Genomic DNA, 18,763 nt, shown 5'->3' with positions numbered 1-18,763 from the left:
GCGCATCGCGCGGCGGCCATGCCGGCCCGTGGAGATCGGCGCGCCGCCGTTACTTCAGTTCGTACAGACCCGTGTACGTGGCCGAATCGATTTCGTTCAGATGCGTCATGTAGCGCGCGACGGCGTTGGTCGTGTCGGCGGTGAGCGGCAGAGTCGCCACCTTCAGCGCGTACACGCGGAAGATGAAGCGATGCGGCTTGCTGCCACGCGTCGGCGCTGCGCCACCGAACCCCACTGAGCCGTAGTCGTTGCGAAACTGCAGCGCGCCGGCCGGCAACAGGCTGCCGTCGGCTTTGCCTGCGTTGCGCGGCAGCGAGCGGGCATCAGCGGGAATGTTGACGACGACCCAATGCCAGAAACCGCTGCCCGTGGGCGCGTCGGGATCATAGACGGTGAGGGCAAGGCTTTGCGTGTCGTCGGGCGGCGCGTCCCATTGCAGCGCGGGCGAGATGTTCTCGCCATCGCCGGAGACGCCAAACGATTTATCGTTCATCTCCTGCGCCTTCGGCATAAAGCCGTTCGCGGGGAAGTCGTCCGACCAGATTCGAAAATCAGCCATCATGCGCCTCCTTCGGTGGATGGTTCCAGGATAGGCGGGAGCCGTTGAAAGACCGCTCGGAAGATAGCCTGGAGACTCCCAGTTAGCTAATCGAGTGTAGCACCGGCATCTTGCAAAATTCGCGGCGTCGCTTGAAGACGCAACCTCATGCGCGTTCTTTATGCGCGCTCTTCATGTAGCGACGCGTCGCCGTGCAACCAGTCGATTAGCCGCTGCAGGACGCCGTCGATGTCCCGGTTCGCCCGCGCAAGGCGCATTCCCACACCGTCGCGACGCGCCAGCCGGCTTCGAGCAGCGCAGCCTGCGCCTTAGCGTCGTTGGCGCGATTGCGGCCGATCTTGTCACGCCAGAACTCCGGACGCGTCTGCGGCCATTTGAAGAGATGACAGTCGTGGCCGTGCCAGAAGCAGCCGTGCACGAAGATCACCGCGCGATAGCGCGGCAACACGATGTCGGGCCGTCCGGCGAGATCGCGTGCGTCGAGCCGGAAGCGGAAACCGCGCCGATGCAGCAGGCTGCGGATCAGGATTTCAGGTTTCGTGTTGCGGCCGCGAATGCCGGACATCATCCGGCTGCGCGTGGCCGCGTCGACGATATCGACCATTAGTGCGCGAGCTCCGTCGCGCTGTCCTCCTGCGCCGCGTGCGTGAGCGCGCGCACATGCGGCAGCATGATGCGCGCGACTTCACGCATCACGGGCACCACGACGCTATTGCCGAACTGGCGATACGCCTGGGTATCGCTGACGGGGATGCGGTACGTGTCGGGAAAGCCCATCAACCGCGCGCACTCGCGCGGCGTCAGACGGCGCGGGCGCTTTTTCTCGCCCTGATAGACGAGAATCTCCGAGCCATCCTTGTGGTAGCGCGCCGACAACGTGCGCGTCACGCTTTGCGGATAGGCCATTCCATAGCCGAAGCCGTTGCCCGCCGCGCGATGCTTCTCCGCGTAGTTCTGCAGGTAAGTCCAGAGCTTGGGCGTCAGCGTGTATTTGGGCTGCACCTGATGCGCGGCGTGATCGAAGAAGCGGTCGCCGTCCCACGGCAGGACGGGCTCGCCGCCGTCCGTCCTATGCAGGATCGACGCGAGCCGTGGGCCTTCTTCCGGCAGCCGCAGATCGTCCCACGAGAACGACGTCTTGCCGCGAAAGCCGACGATGATGATCCGCTCGCGATGCTGCGGCGTGAAATGCGCGCCGTCGATCACGCGGTAATGCACCTCGTAGCCGAGTTCGTCGCGCAGTGTCTGAAGGATCACGTCGAACGTGCGGCCTTTGTCGTGCGACAGCAGGTTCTTCACGTTCTCGAGCAGGAACGCGGCCGGGCGGCGCGTGGCGATGATACGCGCAACATCGAAGAACAGCGTGCCCTGCGTCGCGCATTCGAAACCATGCGGACGGCCGAGCGCATTCTTCTTGCTGACGCCTGCAATCGAAAACGGCTGACACGGAAAGCCGCCGAGCAGAATGTCGTGCTCGGGGACGGCTTCGGCGGGAAACGTGACGATGTCGCCGATCAGCGCGTGCTGCGTGGCGCCGTCGCGGAAGTTTTCCTGATACGTTTTCTGCGAGAAGTCGTTCCACTCGCTGGTGAACACGCATTGCCCGCCGTGTGCCTCGAAGCCCATGCGGATGCCGCCGATGCCGGCGAACAGATCGATGATGCGTGTGCTCGTTCCGTTGCCTGCGTGCGCGCTGGCGTTGCGCGGCGTGGCGGGATACAGCATCGCGTGTAACGCCGGTTCGAGCATTGCCGGGCAGGGCGTTTCGCCTTTTTCCCAGCGGCGCACCGTCTTGATGTCCTTGCCGACATGCGCGGCGATTTCTTTTTGTGTGAAGCGGGTGCGCGCCTGCTTCAGCAGGTCAAGCGGTGAAGCCTGAGTCACAGGAATCCTTGCTGGGAATTTTTGCGGACATTATGACCTATGAATGTCCCTAATTTGCGATTGCGGCGTGTTCCGCAGACAAATTTTCCTACGCTGAGGAGCGTGAGCGCTTTTGAATGGCGAGACGGAAAGCAGCCCCGGCGACGCGCCAGATCATCCTGTCGCTGTGCCGCCGGGTGTTCGCGCTGCTGGTCGCAGCATCGTGGAATGAAGCGCGGCGGGTCAATGAATGTTAAATGCGCGGCGCGCTTCGATCCACGCGGCGTGGCGGCGCCGCAGACGTTCCGCAGGTTCGCTCAGCGTTTGCGGCGTACGCGATGGCGATTCGCGTCGCGCGACGCGGCGGGCCGCGTGATCGTCACGGGCAGCGGCGTGAGTTCCTTCGCGCACAACTCGTCGAGTTGCAACAGCAGATCGTCGATCGAACAGATCTGCGAATGGGTCAGGTGGTCGGCGTCGAGCAGTTCGAACAGGCGTTTGCGCCAGTAGGTGGCCGGGAGGATGGCCCCACCCAGGTCGCCATGCATCGAAGGCCGCATGACGCGGGCAATGTGCGCGATGTCCTGATCGATCAGAGTCGATTTGAACGATCCCGCCGACGAAGTGAGGTAATGGTCCATGCCCCCACAACGGCAGGGGTTTGGAAAACTTTAGGGTCAGTTTGAAAATATTTTTGCCGCGACGGGCTTTATGCGGATCGTAATCGCGCGATGTCGACGCGGGCAGCGGGCAGGTGGCCGGTGTTTCGAGGGCCGTGCGCGGGCCGGTTCATGTCAGCGCGAGCGCGAGGCTGCAGGTGAGCACGACGATCATGAGGCCAGCGGCGACTGCAAGGTTGTACGGGTAGGGCATCTGTCAACCTACTGACGTATCCGAGGAGTGACGAGATGATAAAAGGACGCCGCGAGTCCGTCCGCAGACAAATGGCGCGTTAGGTGGGCGAGCGCACACTGGCTTGCGGCGCTCGCGCGCAAGCCCCGCCGGGCGGCCTTCCGGCGCATGCCGGGGCGCTGGCGCGTGTGGCTTTTTCGCGTCGCGCGATGTACACGGCGCGACGCACGCGTCAGGCGGCCTGATCGGGGCTTGGGGCCGGGTTGGCCGCGCCTTCGAGAAAACGGCGCGTCGCTTCGAACGACTGCAGCATCTGGTCCGGCCACGGTGTTTGCAGCATGACCGCCTGATGATTCTCGAATGCGGTGCTCAGCAGCTTCGACAGTTCCGGCGAGTTCAAATGGCGCAGCAGCACGCTGACGGTGATGGCCGTCGCCTGGCTAGCGCCTGCTGTTTGCAGTTCGGAAGTGGTGAGAGCGGCGAGTTGCTTGTTGATATCCATGGGTTGTCCTTCGATTGTGCTGGCGTGTGTTGCGTGAAGTGCGTGATTTTGTCACGGTCGGGCGAGGTCAGTCGGACCCGGTCGGCTCGGGAAACAGTCGTCTAGCCGCGCCACGCGGGCTCGTTCGCCATTCCCTTCCAAAAAAGGGAACTGTGTTTTAGCAATTACGATAGTTTTCTTTGTTTAGTGCGGGGGTACACTCGATTCAAACGTTTTCGCTCTGGAGTCGATCATGCTCGCTACCTTCTTTGTGCTCTGGCCGTTCGCCGCTGCGTCGCTGTTTGCGCTCGCCAAATTCTTCGATCAGCGCGACCAGCAATTGGCCAAGGTTCAGGTGGTGGTGCGCCGGCATCGGTGATCGTCTGATCGTTGTGGCTGTTCGCCGCGTTGCATCGCGGTGGGGCTGTAGCAAACAAAAAACCCGCAAAGCGTAAGCTGTTGCGGGTTTTTTTGTAGCGTCGTCCGTCGCCGATGTGGTCCCCCCGACAGGAATCGAACCTGTATCTAGCGCTTAGGAGGCACTTGTTCTATCCATTGAACTACGGGGAGGGGCCGCCGACGAGCGCAGAGTATAGCAAATCGCTCGTTTGCCAAAGCGGCTTTCGATGCGGGCCACCGGCCGCGCCCGCTCGGTGGCGGCTGGCGCGCCGCACGGCTACCATCGGCCGATGACCGATGCGCACTACACCGATCCGCGTCTCGTCGCGCTCTACGACGCGCTCAACCCGTTCTCCGCCGACACGCGCTTCTATCTCGACCTCGCCGCGCGCACGGAAGCTTCGCGCATCGTCGATATCGGCTGCGGCACGGGGCTGCTGGCCTGTGAACTGGCCCGGCGCGGCCATACGGTGACGGGCGTCGATCCTTCACCCGCGATGCTCGATATCGCCCGCCGACGGCCGGGCGGCGACCGGGTGGAATGGATCGAAGGCGACGCGGCGCAACTGGGCGCAAAGTCCGCCGATCTCGCCGTGATGACAGGCCACGTCGCGCAGGTTTTCCTCGACGACGCGAGCTTCGACGCCACGCTAGCCGCTGCACAAGCCATGTTGCGTCCCGGCGGCTGCCTCGCTTTCGAAAGCCGCAATCCATCCTTGTCGCCGTGGACGGCGTGGACGCCGGAATTGTCGCGCCGCGTGATCGATGATCCGCGCTATGGCGCCGTCGAAATCTGGCAGCAACTCATCGAATCAAGCAATGGCCGCGTCTGCTTCGACACTCACTAGTCGCCCCTGAATAATGCGTTTGCCCGGCGGTGTGGTCATGCGCCGGGCATGATTCGGACGAGAGTGGTAAGCGAAGCAGCAAGAATGAGGGCGTAAAAAACCTTCAGCTTCCTGAGGATCATTCGTAGGTTGTGACCGGCGCCGCATAACACCGCGTGCATCGCGTCACCGAGCACTCCCTTCAGCCAGTTCCGATCGAGTTTGCCATCTGTCTTCATGTGGCCGATCGCTGGCTCAATCGCGCTGCGCCGTCTGATCATCGCTCGTAATCCCCGCGTGATGCCTCGCCTCAACCCCGGGTGGTAGATCTTCACACCTTCGATGTCTACGCCCTTGTATCCACGATCCACGACGGCGATTTCTGGCGTGACGTCGCTCAGGATCGCCGCCTGTTCGAGCGCTTCTGCAAGTGTGTGGCCGTCGTATGGATTGCCTGGCATCGAGCGCATGCCAACGACCAGGCCCTCCCTGTGCGTCGTCGTAATCGACACCTTCACGCCGAACTCGTAGGGCGTGCGCGCCTTGCCCTTGGCCAGGCACTCTACCTCCGGCGCATGCAGAGCGTAAAGCTTGGTTTTGTCCTTTGTCTTTTGCGACAGGATCCGCTTTGTGCGATCAATCAGTTCCTGCAGGACCCCGCGACTGCCTTCGGAGACCGCATCAATCTGCCGCTCGACGTCACGCATCACCCGACCCACACGCGAGCGCAGTGTGCGCAACACTTTCTTCATGCGTTTGTACTGCTTGGCATGGGCATAGCGGCCTATCTGACGCGCCAGGTGCGGCGCCTCGCGGTTGTAGTTCTGCCTCAGTTTCAGGCCGTGCCGTGCTGCAGCCTTTACCAGATGTTCGCGACACCGCTCAAGCAACCGCGAATCGGTCGGATGGGCAACCGCTTTCTGCATGACAGTTGTGTCAACGATCACGCGCTTGACGCTCGCGGCCTTGATCACGCCGGCCCGTTTGGCTGCGTCGATCGTTTCGGCCAGCAACTCTTCAACACCAGCCTCGCCCAGCCGCTTGCGCCAGCGCGTCAGGCTCGACGGATCGATCGGCGGTTCGGTCTGCAAATACGTCTCGCCGGTGAACACCTGCCAATACGGGTTCTCAACCCATTGCCAGACGACTTCTTCGTCGGACAGGTCAAATGCGTGCTGCAGATACAGCAGACCGGCGACTAGCCTGGGTGATGTTGCCGGGCGTCCCTTGCGCGACACGAAGCTCTCGCTCATCGCCATGCCCAGCCGATTCCAGTTGATCAGGTCAGCCAGCCGCACCAGCGGATGTCTCAGATTGATCTGCTCGCGCAGCGGCTGCCGGAAGAAATCTCCCTCTGTCACAGGCGTCTTCGGACCCATCCGCACCTCGTCAGAATTTGCAGGATTTAGGCATCAATATGCCAGGTCTCTGCAAATCCCACAATGCCATTTCGGCCTCGGAGCCTTACCGCATAAGCTTTCGCGGATTGTTCAAGGCCGACTCACTATCGCTTCCTTCGAGACGGCGACACCGTCGTCGCGCCCAGCGAGTTGCGCTTTCGCACGCAGGCTGCGCTGAGCGAAGCGCTCGTCAAAGCGGGTTTCAGCGATCTGGAATGGTTCGGCGACTGGTCCCGATCACCCGTCGATCACGCGAGCCGCGAACTGATCGTCGTAGCAAGGCGCGACTGACCAAGGCGGACGGCCAGCCAAAAGCAAAGCGGTCCGCAGGCCTTCAACCCGCGGACCGCTCTAGACGAACGACGGATCTGTAAAAGAACCGCCGATCAAAACTCCACTACAGCAAATTCGGCCTTGCCCACATCGCACAGCGGGCAGCGCCAGTCCACGGGGATATCGGCGAAACGCGTACCCGCTTCGATACCTTCCTCGGGCAGACCTTCCTCTTCGTTATAGATCCAGCCGCAAATCAGACAGACCCAGCTCTTATATTCGATCACTTCACTCACGACACACGCTCTTCATTGATTCAATGCAAAATCCGCCAATCTGCCCCTTTTTAGTGCATCCGGCGGCGACCCGCAATATTACCGGAATTCGCCGGAAGACCTACGCCGCCCGTTCCGTTTACCGTTTCAGATCAACGCGAAGCAGCGTGCATCCCGGCGATCCGACGTCCGGCGGGCCCGGCGCCAACGTGTATTCTTTCAGTACGATGCGGCCGTGCGCGAACGCTTACGTACGCCGTGCCCATCGAGCCGCTTTAGCCAAGGAGAAGAACGATGCTGAATAACAGATGGTTGGCCGGCGCAGCGTGCGCGGGCATGCTGGTCTTGTCGGGCGTGGCGCATGCCGCGGGCGTCTCGTTCGTCGAGCCGAAGGACGGCGCGACTGTGAGCAATCCCATCCACGTGAAGTTTGCCGTCGAAGGCATGAAGATCGTTCCCGCGGGCACGATGACGGAAGGCACGGGGCATCATCATCTGATCATCGACGGGCAGCCGCTGCCGAAGGGCGAGGTCATTCCCGCCAACGACAAGTCGCTGCATTTCGGCAAGGGCCAGACAGAGACGGAGATCACGCTGCCGCCGGGCGATCATACGTTGACGCTCGATTTCGGCGACGGTGCGCACCGTTCGTACGGTCCGGAAATGAGCAAGACGATCACGATTCACGTGAAGTAAGGCCGCGCGCTTGCCGCGCTATTGCCGCTCACCTTCACATCACGGAGCGATTTGCCGCTGCGAACGCCGACACCGGAACGGGCGTTCGCGTTCTCTTGCGTCCGCGCGCGTGCTGAGCGCCTGCTCCTGCCGACCCACCGGTTCCAGCGGCGTGGGCGCGCGCTGCATGCGTCATTCGTCCTATGCCATCCTGCCGGGCCGCATCCCGTCAGTATTCGCGCCGCCGACCGGTACAATGAGCGCTTCCGACTCATCGCTGGTTCCTCCTTTCCCATGTCGCTTTACACCATCACGGGCGCGCAACTGGCGTTCGGCCACGTCGCGCTGCTCGATCACGCGGATTTCTCTCTCGAAGCCGGCGAGCGCGTCGGGCTGATCGGCCGCAACGGCGCGGGCAAGTCCTCGCTGCTGAAGATCGTCGCCGAACTCGCCAGACCGGACGATGGCCTCGTCACGCGTCAGCAGGATCTGGTCACCGTGTATGTGCCGCAGGAGCCCGAATTCGACGCCGACGTGACAGTGTTCGACGCTGTCGCGGCGGGCCTCACGCATGCGAGCGCGCTGCTCGACGAATACAACACGGTCGCGCACGAGCTGGCGGAAACGCCGGAAGGCGCGCAGCACGACGCGTTGCTTGCGCGCATGAACGCGTTGCAATCGTCGCTCGATGCCACCGATGCCTGGAACTGGCGCACGCGCGTCGCCACGACGCTCGCGCAGATCGGCCTCGATGGCGACGCGCGGGTGGGCTCGCTGTCGGGCGGCATGCAAAAGCGCGTCGCGCTGGCGCGGGCGCTCGTCGTGCAGCCGGACGTGCTGCTGCTGGACGAGCCGACCAACCATCTGGACTTCGACGGCATTCGCTGGCTTGAAGAACTGCTGATCTCGCAGCGCGCCGGTTTGCTGTTCATTACCCACGACCGCGCGTTTCTCGATCGCGTCGCGACGCGCATCGTCGAACTGGATCGCGGGCGGCTGTTGTCGTATCCGGGCAATTTCTCCGCATATCAGACGCGCAAGGCGCAGCAACTGGAAGTGGAGCGGGTCGAAAACGAGAAGTTCGACAAGCTGCTCGCGCAGGAAGAAGTGTGGATTCGCAAGGGCGTCGAGGCGCGGCGCACGCGCAGCGTAGGGCGTATTGCGCGGCTCGTGCAGATGCGCAATGAGCGCGCGGAACGCCGCAATGTGCAAGGCAACGTGAAGCTCGACGTCGGGCAGGGCGAGAAGTCCGGCAAGATCGTCGCCGAACTGACGGACGTGACGAAGCGGTATGGCGAGCGCACGGTGGTCGACCGGTTTTCGGCAACGGTGATGCGCGGCGACAAGATCGGCTTCATCGGTCCGAACGGCGCGGGCAAGACGACACTGCTCAAGCTGATTCTCGGCGAACTGCAACCGGACGACGGCAAGGTGCGCATCGGCACCAACCTGCAAGTCGCTTACTTCGACCAGATGCGCGCACAGCTCGATCTGGACAAAAGCCTCGGCGACACGATCAGCCCCGGCAGCGACTGGGTCGAGATCAATGGCCAGAAAAAGCACGTGATGAGCTATCTGGGCGACTTTCTGTTTGCGCCGGAGCGCGCGCGTTCGCCTGTGAAGTCGCTGTCGGGCGGCGAGCGCAACCGTCTGCTGCTGGCACGCCTCTTTGCGCGTCCCGCGAATGTGCTGGTGCTCGACGAGCCGACCAACGACCTCGACATCCCGACGCTCGAACTGCTCGAAGAATTGCTGACGGACTACGACGGCACGGTGCTGCTGGTGAGCCACGACCGCGCGTTTCTGGACAACGTGGTGACGTCGGTGATTGCGTCGGAGGGCGAGGGTAAGTGGCGCGAGTATGTCGGTGGGTTTACCGACTGGCAGATCCAGCGTGAGCGTTCCGAGCAGATCGCGCAACAGGATGTGCCGAAAGAAGTGCCGAAGGAAGCTGTGGCCAAGGACAGCGCGGCAGGCCGCAACGCGCAGCGCACGGTGAAGCTTTCATTCAAGGAACAGCGCGAACTGGAGGCGCTGCCCGAGAAGATTGCCTCGCTCGAAGCGGAGCAGAAAGCGATCGGCGCGCAGATCGAGGACGGCTCGATTTTCGTGAAGGACGCGCAGGAAGGCGCGCGGCTGACCGAGCGCTACGCGGCCATCGACGAGGAACTGCTGGTGGCGATTGAGCGGTGGGATGAGTTGGAGAGCAAGCGGAAGTAACACGTCTATCGGGGGTAGAGCGCTTTCCTGCCAATCGTCCTACACCCATCATCTAAATTGCCCCGCGCATCGAAATCAGTAAAATACCCGCGAACCTGCTTCCCACGGTCGTTCCAGCGTATCGCCCGAAACCGGGCTCGCGGGAGAACCGCGGAAAGCAGACAAGGCAAACCGATAACTGCTGCACGCAAGTCGCGCAGCGCACACACTCCGTTGTTTCGTTTCGCTTTTTTTGAAAACTCAACGCATTGTCCACGCACCTGTCCACAGGACATGTGGACAACGATGAACCGACGGACCCGAGCAAGCCATGTCAACGAAAAAGCCTAACGCCGCGTATAGCGAAGCATCGATCAAGGTGCTCAAGGGCCTGGAGCCGGTCAAGCAGCGGCCCGGCATGTACACGCGCACCGAAAATCCGCTGCACATCATCCAGGAAGTCATCGACAACGCATCCGACGAAGCGCTCGGCGGCTACGGCCGTCAGATCACCGTCACACTGCATGCCGACCAGTCCGTGTCCGTCGAAGACGACGGGCGCGGCATTCCGTTCGGCATGCATCCGGAAGAGGGCGTGCCCGTCGTCGAAATCGTTTTCACGCGCCTGCACGCGGGCGGCAAGTTCGACAAGGCGGCAGGCGGCGCGTACACCTTCTCGGGCGGCCTGCATGGCGTCGGCGTATCGGTGACGAACGCGCTGTCCACGCGCCTCGACGTCACCGTGTGGCGCGACGGCAAGGTCGCCGAACTGAGCTTCTCGCATGGCGACGTCGTCAAGCAGCTGCAGGTGCGCGCCGCGGCGAAGGGCGAGAAGAAGTCCGGCACGCGCGTGACCGCGTGGGCCGATCCGAAATACTTCGATTCACCCAACCTGCCGCTCGGCGAGTTGCAGCGTCTGTTGCGCTCGAAGGCCGTGCTGCTGCCGGGCGTCGAAGTCGTGCTCGTCAACGAGAAAACGGGCGAACGCCAAAGCTGGAAGTACGAAGACGGTCTGCGCGGCTACCTGATGGAAGGCATGGCGGGCAGCGACCTGCTGATCCCTCTCTTCGAAGGCGAGCGCTACGCGGAAAGCTCGCGTTCGAATGAAGAGACGTTCGCCGAAGGCGAGGGCGCCGCGTGGGTCGTCGCGTGGAGCGAAGAAGGGTCGCTCACGCGCGAGTCCTACGTCAATCTGATTCCGACGCCCGCCGGCGGCACGCACGAATCTGGCTTGCGCGACGGTCTCTTTCAGGCGGTAAAGAGCTTCGTCGAACTGCATAACCTGCAGCCGAAGGGCGTGAAGCTGCTCGCGGAAGACGTGTTCGCCCGCGTGTCGTTCGTGTTGTCCGCGAAGGTGCTCGATCCGCAGTTCCAGGGGCAAATCAAGGAGCGTCTGAATAGCCGCGATGCCGTGAAGCTGGTGTCGTCGTTCGCGCGTCCTGCGCTCGAACTGTGGCTCAACCAGCACGTCGAGCACGGCAAGAAGCTCGCCGATCTCGTCATCAAGCAGGCGCAGGCGCGTACGCGCGCCGGCCAGAAGGTCGAGAAGCGCAAGAGTTCGGGCGTGGCGGTGCTGCCGGGCAAGCTGACCGATTGCGAATCGACGGAAATCGGCCGCAATGAACTGTTCCTCGTCGAGGGCGATTCTGCCGGCGGCTCCGCGAAGATGGGCCGCGACAAGGAGTATCAGGCCATCCTGCCGTTGCGCGGCAAGGTGCTGAACACTTGGGAAACCGAGCGCGATCGTCTGTTCGCCAACAATGAAGTGCACGATATTTCCGTGGCGATCGGCGTCGATCCGCACAGCCCGGACGACAACATCGATCTGTCCAATTTGCGCTACGGCAAGATCTGTATCTTGTCCGATGCGGACGTCGACGGCTCGCACATTCAGGTGCTGCTGCTTACGTTGTTCTTCAAGCACTTCCCGCAACTGATCGAACGCGGTCACGTGCATGTCGCGCGTCCGCCGCTGTTCCGCGTCGACGCGCCCGCGCGCGGCAAGAAACCCGCGCAGAAGCTGTACGCGCTGGATGAAGGCGAACTCGAAGCGATCCTCGACAAGCTGCGCAAGGATGGCGTGCGTGAATCGCAGTGGTCGATCAGCCGCTTCAAGGGCCTGGGTGAAATGAGCGCCGAGCAGCTGTGGGACACGACGATGAACCCGGACACGCGGCGCCTGTCGCCCGTCGCGCTCGGCCAGCTCGACTTCGACGCGACCGTCGCGCGAATGACGATGCTGATGGGCAAGGGCGAAGCGGCGTCGCGCCGCAGCTGGCTCGAGGACAAGGGCAACCAGGTCGAAGCGGATATCTGAGCGCCGCGGCGCTTCGTGCCAGCGACCCCATGCAACGCATGGGAAACACGAAGCGCGCGCCGCTGAACAAGGACACGGAATCTAGATGGACGACAACACTCCCGATCTTTTTACCGAGCCGGCCGCGCCCGAAGGCGACGTGCTGACGCTTGGCGACTACGCTGAAAGCGCGTACCTCGAATACGCGGTGAGCGTGGTGAAGGGCCGCGCGCTGCCCGACGTCTGCGACGGCCAGAAGCCCGTGCAGCGTCGCATCTTGTATGCGATGAACGAGATGGGCCTCGCCGACAACGCGAAGCCCGTGAAATCGGCGCGTGTGGTCGGCGACGTGCTGGGTAAATACCACCCGCACGGCGACCAGTCGGCGTACGACGCGCTCGTGCGTCTCGCGCAAGATTTCTCGATGCGCTATCCGCTGATCGACGGCCAGGGCAACTTCGGTTCGCGCGACGGCGACGGCGCGGCGGCGATGCGATACACGGAAGCGCGTCTCACGCCGATCGCGAAACTGCTGCTCGACGAAATCGATCAGGGCACCGTCGATTTCATGCCGAACTACGACGGCTCGTTCGAAGAGCCGAAGCTGCTGCCCGCGCGGCTGCCGTTCGTGCTGCTGAACGGCGCGTCGGGCATCGCGGTCGGCCTGGCGACGGAAATCCCGTCGCACAACCTGCGCGAAGTCGCCGCAGCCGCCGTCGCGATGATCCGTCATCCGCATATCACGCACGCCGAGTTGATGCAGCATGTCCCTGGCCCGGACTTCCCAGGCGGCGGCCAGATCATTTCGAGCGAAACGGAAATCTCGCAGGCGTATGAAACGGGCCGTGGCAGTCTCAAGGTCCGCGCGCGCTGGAAGATCGAGGATCTCGCACGTGGCCAGTGGCAGCTCGTCATTACCGAGTTGCCGCCGAATACCTCCGGCCAGAAGGTGCTTGAAGAGATCGAGGAACAGACGAATCCGAAAATCAAGCTTGGCAAGAAGTCGCTGACGCCGGAACAGTTGCAGACGAAACAGACGCTTCTCGGTCTGCTCGACGCCGTGCGCGACGAGTCGGGCAAGGATGCGCCCGTGCGTCTCGTATTCGAGCCGAAGTCGCGCACCATCGATCAAACCGAGTTCGTCACCACGCTGCTCGCGCATACGAGCCTCGAATCGAACGCGACGCTGAACCTCGTGATGGTTGGCGCGGACGGCCGTCCGCGTCAGAAGGGTCTTGGCGAGATCCTGCGCGAATGGGTCGGCTTCCGTTTCACGACGGTTACGCGTCGCACGCAGCATCGTCTCGGCAAGGTCAACGACCGGATTCACATCCTCGAAGGCCGGATGATCGTCTTTTTGAATATCGACGAAGTCATCCGCATCATTCGCGAATCCGACGAACCTAAGACGGCGCTGATCGAAGCCTTTGGTTTGTCCGAGCGTCAGGCTGAGGACATTCTTGAAATCCGGCTGCGTCAGTTGGCGCGCCTCGAGAAGATCAAGATCGAGAAGGAACTGTCCGAACTGCGCGACGAGAAGGCCAAGCTCGAAGAACTGCTCGGCAGCGAATCGGCGATGAAGCGCCTGATCATCAAGGAAATCGAAGCAGACGCAAAGCAATATGGCGACGATCGCCGCACGCTGATCCAGCAGGAAAAGCGCGCAACGTTCGAAGCGCGCGTCGTCGATGAGCCGGTAACGGTGGTCGTGTCGCAGAAGGGCTGGGTACGCGCGTTGAAGGGCTACGGGCTCGACCCCGCCGGCTTTACGTTCAAGGCGGGCGACGGTCTCTACGCCGCGTTCCAGTGCCGCACGCCCGACATGCTGATCGCGTGGGGCAGCAAGGGCCGCGTGTACTCCGTCGCGGTGTCGCAATTGCCGGGTGGCCGTGGCGACGGCGTTCCCGTCACGTCGTTGATCGAACTCGAATCGGGCACGCATCTGATGCACTACTTCGCGGCGTCGGCGGAGCAGGCGTTGTTGCTGGCATCGTCGAACGGTTTCGGCTTTATCGCGAAGGTCGGCGACATGGTGAGCCGCGTGAAGGCGGGCAAGGCGTTCATGACGATCGACGAGGGCGCGACGCCGCTCGCGCCGATGCCGATGCTGCCCGATGCGACGCAAGTGGCGTGTCTGTCGGGCGGCGGGCGTCTGCTGGTGTTCGGCCTCGACGAGATGAAGACGCTCTCGGGTGGCGGACGTGGCGTGATCCTGATGGCGCTCGATCCGAACGAATCGCTGACGCAGGCGCTCGCCATCACCAAGGCAGGCGTCGTGCTGGAAGGCATGTACCGCAACAAGCCAACCGAAGAGCAGTTGTCGGGCGCCGCGCTCGCGCCGAATGTCGGCAAGCGTGCCCGCAAGGGCCGCGCGCCGGACACGAAGCTCAAAGAGGTGACGTCGCTGCGTCCGGTGTTGGGGGCGTAACGCAGGCAAACGCCGTGAGCGGGGTGTCTCACGGCGCAACACAAAAACAACGAAGAAAACAGCGCAGCGAATGAACTGCGCATAATGTCACGAGTCGAACGCGGTCACTGGCGCATGTCATTGCCGCGTATTTCGACAGGACACAACGGCAGCGCGCTACATCGGCAAAGGAAAACAACTATGAACAAGGCGATCGAAGTCGCGCTCTTTTTGCATCTGCTGGGTGTCGCCGTGTGGATCGGCGGCATGATATTCGCGCATTTCTGTCTGCGTCCGGCACTCGAAGATCTCTCGCCGCAATTGCGGCTGCCGCTGTGGGAATCCGTATTTGGCCGGTTCTTCAACTGGGTCGGCGTGTCGGTGCTGATCATTCTGCTGACGGGCGGCTTCCTGCTGATGCAGTTCGGCGGTGGCCACGCCACCTGGCAGCTTCACGCGATGGCGGGCATCGGCATCGTGATGATGCTGATTTTCGGGCATATCCGATTCGCAGTCTTTCCGCGCATCCGTCGCGCGGTGCAGGCGCAGAAATGGCCCGATGGCGCTCGCGCGGTCGCGACCGTGCGGCGGCTCGTCGTCGTCAATCTGGTGCTGGGCGTCGTGACGATTGGTGTGGCAGCTTTGTCGCGCGGGTTCTGAACGCGGCGACGCGTCAGCCGACCACGCATGAGCGCCGCTTTCGCGGCGCTTTTTGTTTGGCACCCGGCACATACCCTCGGCGGTTTCAAGATGCAAGTGCAACACTTCCGTTTAGGATACGTTGCATGGGAAAGAACTACGAACATCTGAGCGCCGAAGAGCGCGGTGTGATCTTTACAATGAAGCTTGAGGCCAAGAGCACGCGCGAGATCGCGCGTGCTCTTTTGCGCTCACCAAGTACGATCAGTCGTGAACTGAGGCGCAATGACTGGAAACCGGCCCACGAGCGCTCTGTGATGGGACGCCCTGCGATCGCAGGCGGCTACAATTCAAGACGTGCGGGTTTGCGGGCAGGCAGACTGCGGCGCAAGCCACGGCGGGAGCGCAAACTGCACATCGACGGAGCGCTGTGGCCGCAAGTGCGCGAACTGTTGAGCAAACACCATTCACCCGAGCAGATCAGTGCGCAACTGAAGCTGGCGCATCCGGACGAGCCCACCCTGAACGTATCTCACGAAACCATCTATCACGCCATCTACGCAATGCCTCGGGGCGAGCTTAAACGCGAGCTGATCGCGCTTCTCAGACGGGGGCGCAGCACGCGCAGACCCCGCTCGCACGGTGAAGACCGACGAGGCAAGCTCACCGACATGGTCAGCATCCACGTGCGTCCGCCCGAGGCAAACGAGCGGTTGATTACCGGACACTGGGAAGGCGATCTCATCAAGGGTGCAGCAAACCGCTCGGCGGTGGGCACGCTGATCGATCGCAGCACACTGTTCCTGATGCTGGTCAAAATGGATGGCAGCACAGCGGAAGAGGCGTTGCGGGCCTACAGCGCGGCGTTCGCGCCGCTTGACCCGCAACTGCTCAAGACGCTGACCTACGATCAGGGCAAGGAGATGGCACTGCACAAGGAACTGGCCAAAGCGACGGGCATCCGCATCTACTTCTGCGATCCACACAGCCCGTGGCAGCGCGGTATCTGTGAGAACACCAACGGTCTGTTGCGCCAGTACCTGCCCAAAGGCGCGGACCTGTCCGTGCTCTCACAGCGTCAGCTTGACCTGATTGCTATCGAGATGAACACCCGTCCACGCAAGACTCTCGGCTGGAGAACGCCTGCGCAAGCCTTTATTGAAAACTGCAAGAAACAGGGAATCGAAATCAACCCCGCTGTTGCACTTGGTCTTTGAAACCGCCCTCTGATTACCCGTGTTTCGATTTCCAAAACTGCTAATACAGTTTTCGAATACATTAATACGTTATCCAAAATAACGTAACGTATAATTCTCACGGCGATACGCGCCAATGTCGTGAGTAAAACGCCATCGCCCTCTCCACGCATTCACAGCAAATCACGTTCGTCACTGCCCGCTGTGGATTCGCCGTGCCCTATGTGCCACATGTGCCATATGGCCGTGTGAATGGTCGCCTGTTCATGGGCGCCTCGCTTCACCGGCTCGCGGGTTTCTCGACTCAACCTTTCCCCTCATTTCGCTGTATGAGCACGACTGCACCATGACATTGGAAGACCTTCTCCAAAAGCTGGTCGAACCGCAAGAAGACCCTATGCCTCTCCTGATCGGATTGGTCGAATGTCTTCGTCCGCGCCGCTCTAACGATTTCAATGCGGCACGTCAGGCTATCCATGCACTGTGTTTCCTGCTGAGCGAAAACGAGGCATACCGGCTCGGTCTGCGGCGGGCCGTCATGCATCTCGTCATGGGCCGCAAACAGGTCTCGCTTTATGCCGATACCGGGATTTTTCCCAACAACGGCTTCTTCACCGAGGTGAGCCACCGCTTTTTCCGGCATGCAATCCTTCCAGACGTCGTCGATCTGAATTGTCTGCGTGACGCCGTGGCAACCGTGTTTCATCGTTCGTCCGATCACATCTGGGTGAAGGGCGTTGGCGTCGACGTGTGGGGCGAATTGCTGCATGCGATGCGCCTTGAAGCGCGTCCTGGCGCGTCAAGCAAGAACGCAACGTTGCGCCAGATGAGCGAGGCATTGCGCGTGCTCTCCTATCGCGTCGCGGCGATTGGCCTGGATCCCGAGTTCCTGCGACTCGAACCTACGCTTGAACAGCGTTCCTCCCCATTCATGGAGCAGAACGTGTGCATGCTGGCTTACCTCGAACAGATCGAAGCGGCATCGCAGGCTGGCGAGAACTGCGTGGCGGGCCACAAGGCGGAGGCCGTGCTCGAAGCATTCGACCAGTGCCGCGCGTACGGCGAGAGAATCCACGCGAGGGTCGCCCGCGAAGGCGCGAGCCTGTCTCTGACCTTGCAATTGCGCAGACTCGAACAACACATTGCTCGCTCGTGCAGCCTGATGCGCGTTCTATCCGACGCTGCTGCCTGCCGCATCGGCAGTGACGTCATTCCGGGCATCGCGCAACTCGCGTCGGAGTTGATCGAAGCCGTGTGCCGCAAGGACGATGTACGCGACTTCATACGCCAGAATGTCGAGATACTGGCCTTGCGGATCACCGAAAACTCAGGCCACAGCGGCGAACACTACATCACGGCTGGCCGTCTCGACTACCTCGCGCTGCTTAAGTCCGCACTTGGCGCCGGCTTTGTCGTCGCCTTCATGGCGGCCATCAAGATTCCGCTGAGCATGGCCCACTGGACGCCGCTCGACCAGGCCATCGGATTCGGCCTGAACTACGGGCTCGGCTTCATGCTGATCCATATTCTGCACGGGACCGTCGCCACCAAGCAGCCGGCCATGACGGCTCATGCGATTGCGGCTGTCATCGATGCGAGCAGCCGCACGGCGCACAATCTCGAAGCGCTCACCACGTTGATCGCACGGACCATCCGCAGCCAGACGGCGGCCATCTTCGGCAATATCATGCTTGCCGTTCCCGTTGCGATGCTGATCGCAATGGCGTACCGGGTGACGACGGGACATCACTACATCGATCAGACGAAGGCGATGCACCTGCTGCACGACGCGAATCCCACCGCGCAAACGCTGTTCTACGCGGCGGCCGCGGGGATATGCCTGTTTCTAGCAGGGCAGATCGCCGGATATTTCGACAATGTGTGCGCATATAACCGCATTCCCGAACGGGTGGCGGGGCTGAAGTGGGCTCAGCGCCTGCTCGGGAGACGACGTTTGCAGCGCGTGGTTCGTTACGTGGAAGGCAACCTCGGCGCGCTGGCGGGCAATCTGTTTTTTGGCTTCATGCTTGCGGGTGTCTGGGCCATCGGCGCGCTCTTCGGCCTGCCGCTCGATATTCGCCATGTGACGTTCTCTTCCGCGTACATCGGCTTTGCGACTGCCGCTCAGGATTTCTCGGTACGTCCGGACCTTCTGTTGCCGGCTGTGATCGGCACCGCGCTGATCGGACTCGTCAATCTGTTCGTCAGCTTCACACTGGCGTTCGCCGTCGCGCTGAGATCCCGGCACATCACCTTCTCCCAGCGCGCACAACTCATGCGCTGCGTGCTGCGCCGGTTGATCAGGCATCCCGGCGAATTCCTGCTGCCGCCGATGGGCGCGGGCAACGGCAAGCGCAAGCGCGCCAGCAGACGATCGACGCAACACGCCACGTTGTCCGAGGGCGCCTGAGACAGTCGTTCC

At 62.1% G+C, this 18,763-nt stretch carries 16 protein-coding genes, 1 tRNA gene and 1 pseudogene; 10 read left to right on the top strand and 8 right to left on the bottom strand.

The annotated features are described in order from the left end of the window. Positions 1-49: 49 nt before the first annotated feature. The 5 genes and pseudogenes from H1204_RS11990 to H1204_RS11970 form a co-directional block, all read right to left on the bottom strand. A complete protein-coding gene (locus tag H1204_RS11990) occupies positions 50-559 on the bottom strand; it encodes a YbhB/YbcL family Raf kinase inhibitor-like protein (protein ID WP_180730940.1) in 510 nt (169 codons plus the stop codon). A gap of 158 nt (positions 560-717) precedes the next feature. Next, a pseudogene (locus H1204_RS11985) lies at positions 718-1,163 on the bottom strand (very short patch repair endonuclease). Further along, positions 1,163-2,443, bottom strand: coding sequence for a DNA (cytosine-5-)-methyltransferase (gene dcm / locus H1204_RS11980; protein ID WP_180728473.1), 1,281 nt, complete (start codon positions 2,441-2,443; stop codon positions 1,163-1,165). Before dcm ends, H1204_RS11985 begins: the two are co-directional and overlap by 1 nt. A 296-nt stretch (positions 2,444-2,739) precedes the next feature. Then, complete coding sequence (locus tag H1204_RS11975) at positions 2,740-3,063, bottom strand: hypothetical protein (RefSeq protein WP_180728472.1); 324 nt, start codon at positions 3,061-3,063, stop codon at positions 2,740-2,742. A 443-nt stretch (positions 3,064-3,506) separates the two neighbouring features. Next, positions 3,507-3,776 (bottom strand): hypothetical protein, encoded by a 270-nt coding sequence (locus tag H1204_RS11970; RefSeq protein WP_180728471.1) that lies wholly within the window; start codon positions 3,774-3,776, stop codon positions 3,507-3,509. A gap of 232 nt (positions 3,777-4,008) precedes the next feature. Here H1204_RS11970 and H1204_RS52600 point away from each other — a divergent pair, with 232 nt between their 5' ends. After that, the gene (locus H1204_RS52600; protein ID WP_274608180.1) at positions 4,009-4,134 is read left to right on the top strand and encodes a hypothetical protein; all 126 of its coding nucleotides are present in this window, start codon (positions 4,009-4,011) and stop codon (positions 4,132-4,134) included. Positions 4,135-4,250: 116 nt separating this feature from the next. On the opposite strand, the gene H1204_RS11965 is transcribed toward H1204_RS52600, so the two are convergent. Next, positions 4,251-4,325 (bottom strand) — tRNA-Arg (locus tag H1204_RS11965). Positions 4,326-4,381: 56 nt separating this feature from the next. Here H1204_RS11965 and H1204_RS11960 point away from each other — a divergent pair. After that, positions 4,382-5,002 carry a class I SAM-dependent methyltransferase gene (locus H1204_RS11960; protein WP_243468482.1) on the top strand — a complete coding sequence of 207 codons (621 nt, stop codon included), beginning with the start codon at positions 4,382-4,384 and terminating at the stop codon, positions 5,000-5,002. A 35-nt stretch (positions 5,003-5,037) separates the two neighbouring features. Here H1204_RS11960 and H1204_RS11955 read toward each other — a convergent pair whose 3' ends face one another. Continuing rightward, entirely contained in the window at positions 5,038-6,360 is a 1,323-nt protein-coding gene (locus tag H1204_RS11955) for an IS5 family transposase (protein ID WP_180728470.1), read from the bottom strand. 171 nt (positions 6,361-6,531) lie between these two features. Between H1204_RS11955 and H1204_RS11950 the strand changes: the two genes are divergently transcribed. Then, entirely contained in the window at positions 6,532-6,672 is a 141-nt protein-coding gene (locus tag H1204_RS11950; protein ID WP_243468481.1) for a hypothetical protein, read from the top strand. A 95-nt stretch (positions 6,673-6,767) separates the two neighbouring features. Here the strand turns inward: H1204_RS11950 and H1204_RS11945 are convergent, their stop codons facing one another. Beyond that, positions 6,768-6,950: a rubredoxin gene (locus H1204_RS11945; protein WP_007587908.1), complete on the bottom strand. Its 183-nt coding sequence runs from the start codon at positions 6,948-6,950 to the stop codon at positions 6,768-6,770. Between the two features lie 273 nt (positions 6,951-7,223). Between H1204_RS11945 and H1204_RS11940 the strand changes: the two genes are divergently transcribed. From H1204_RS11940 to H1204_RS11910, 7 genes are all read left to right on the top strand, one after another. Further along, positions 7,224-7,625, top strand: coding sequence for a DUF4399 domain-containing protein (locus tag H1204_RS11940; RefSeq protein ID WP_180728469.1), 402 nt, complete (start codon positions 7,224-7,226; stop codon positions 7,623-7,625). A 273-nt stretch (positions 7,626-7,898) separates the two neighbouring features. Continuing rightward, positions 7,899-9,824: an ATP-binding cassette domain-containing protein gene (locus H1204_RS11935; RefSeq protein WP_180728468.1), complete on the top strand. Its 1,926-nt coding sequence runs from the start codon at positions 7,899-7,901 to the stop codon at positions 9,822-9,824. 310 nt (positions 9,825-10,134) lie between these two features. Continuing rightward, positions 10,135-12,120, top strand: coding sequence for a DNA topoisomerase IV subunit B (locus H1204_RS11930; protein ID WP_180728467.1), 1,986 nt, complete (start codon positions 10,135-10,137; stop codon positions 12,118-12,120). A gap of 85 nt (positions 12,121-12,205) precedes the next feature. After that, a complete protein-coding gene (gene parC / locus H1204_RS11925) occupies positions 12,206-14,527 on the top strand; it encodes a DNA topoisomerase IV subunit A (protein WP_180728466.1) in 2,322 nt (773 codons plus the stop codon). A gap of 180 nt (positions 14,528-14,707) precedes the next feature. After that, the gene (locus H1204_RS11920; RefSeq protein WP_180728465.1) at positions 14,708-15,166 is read left to right on the top strand and encodes a CopD family protein; all 459 of its coding nucleotides are present in this window, start codon (positions 14,708-14,710) and stop codon (positions 15,164-15,166) included. 125 nt (positions 15,167-15,291) lie between these two features. After that, on the top strand, positions 15,292-16,362 hold the full coding sequence (locus tag H1204_RS11915; protein WP_180728270.1) for an IS30 family transposase: 1,071 nt from the start codon (positions 15,292-15,294) through the stop codon (positions 16,360-16,362). A gap of 376 nt (positions 16,363-16,738) precedes the next feature. Continuing rightward, complete coding sequence (locus H1204_RS11910) at positions 16,739-18,751, top strand: site-specific recombinase (RefSeq protein ID WP_198001207.1); 2,013 nt, start codon at positions 16,739-16,741, stop codon at positions 18,749-18,751. The last annotated feature ends 12 nt before the right edge of the window (positions 18,752-18,763 follow it).

Source organism: Paraburkholderia sp. PGU19 (genome assembly GCF_013426915.1).
Classification (GTDB): Bacteria; Pseudomonadota; Gammaproteobacteria; order Burkholderiales; family Burkholderiaceae; genus Paraburkholderia.
Note: the sequence above shows the minus strand (reverse complement) of the source record. Positions and strands in the feature narration are given on the sequence as shown.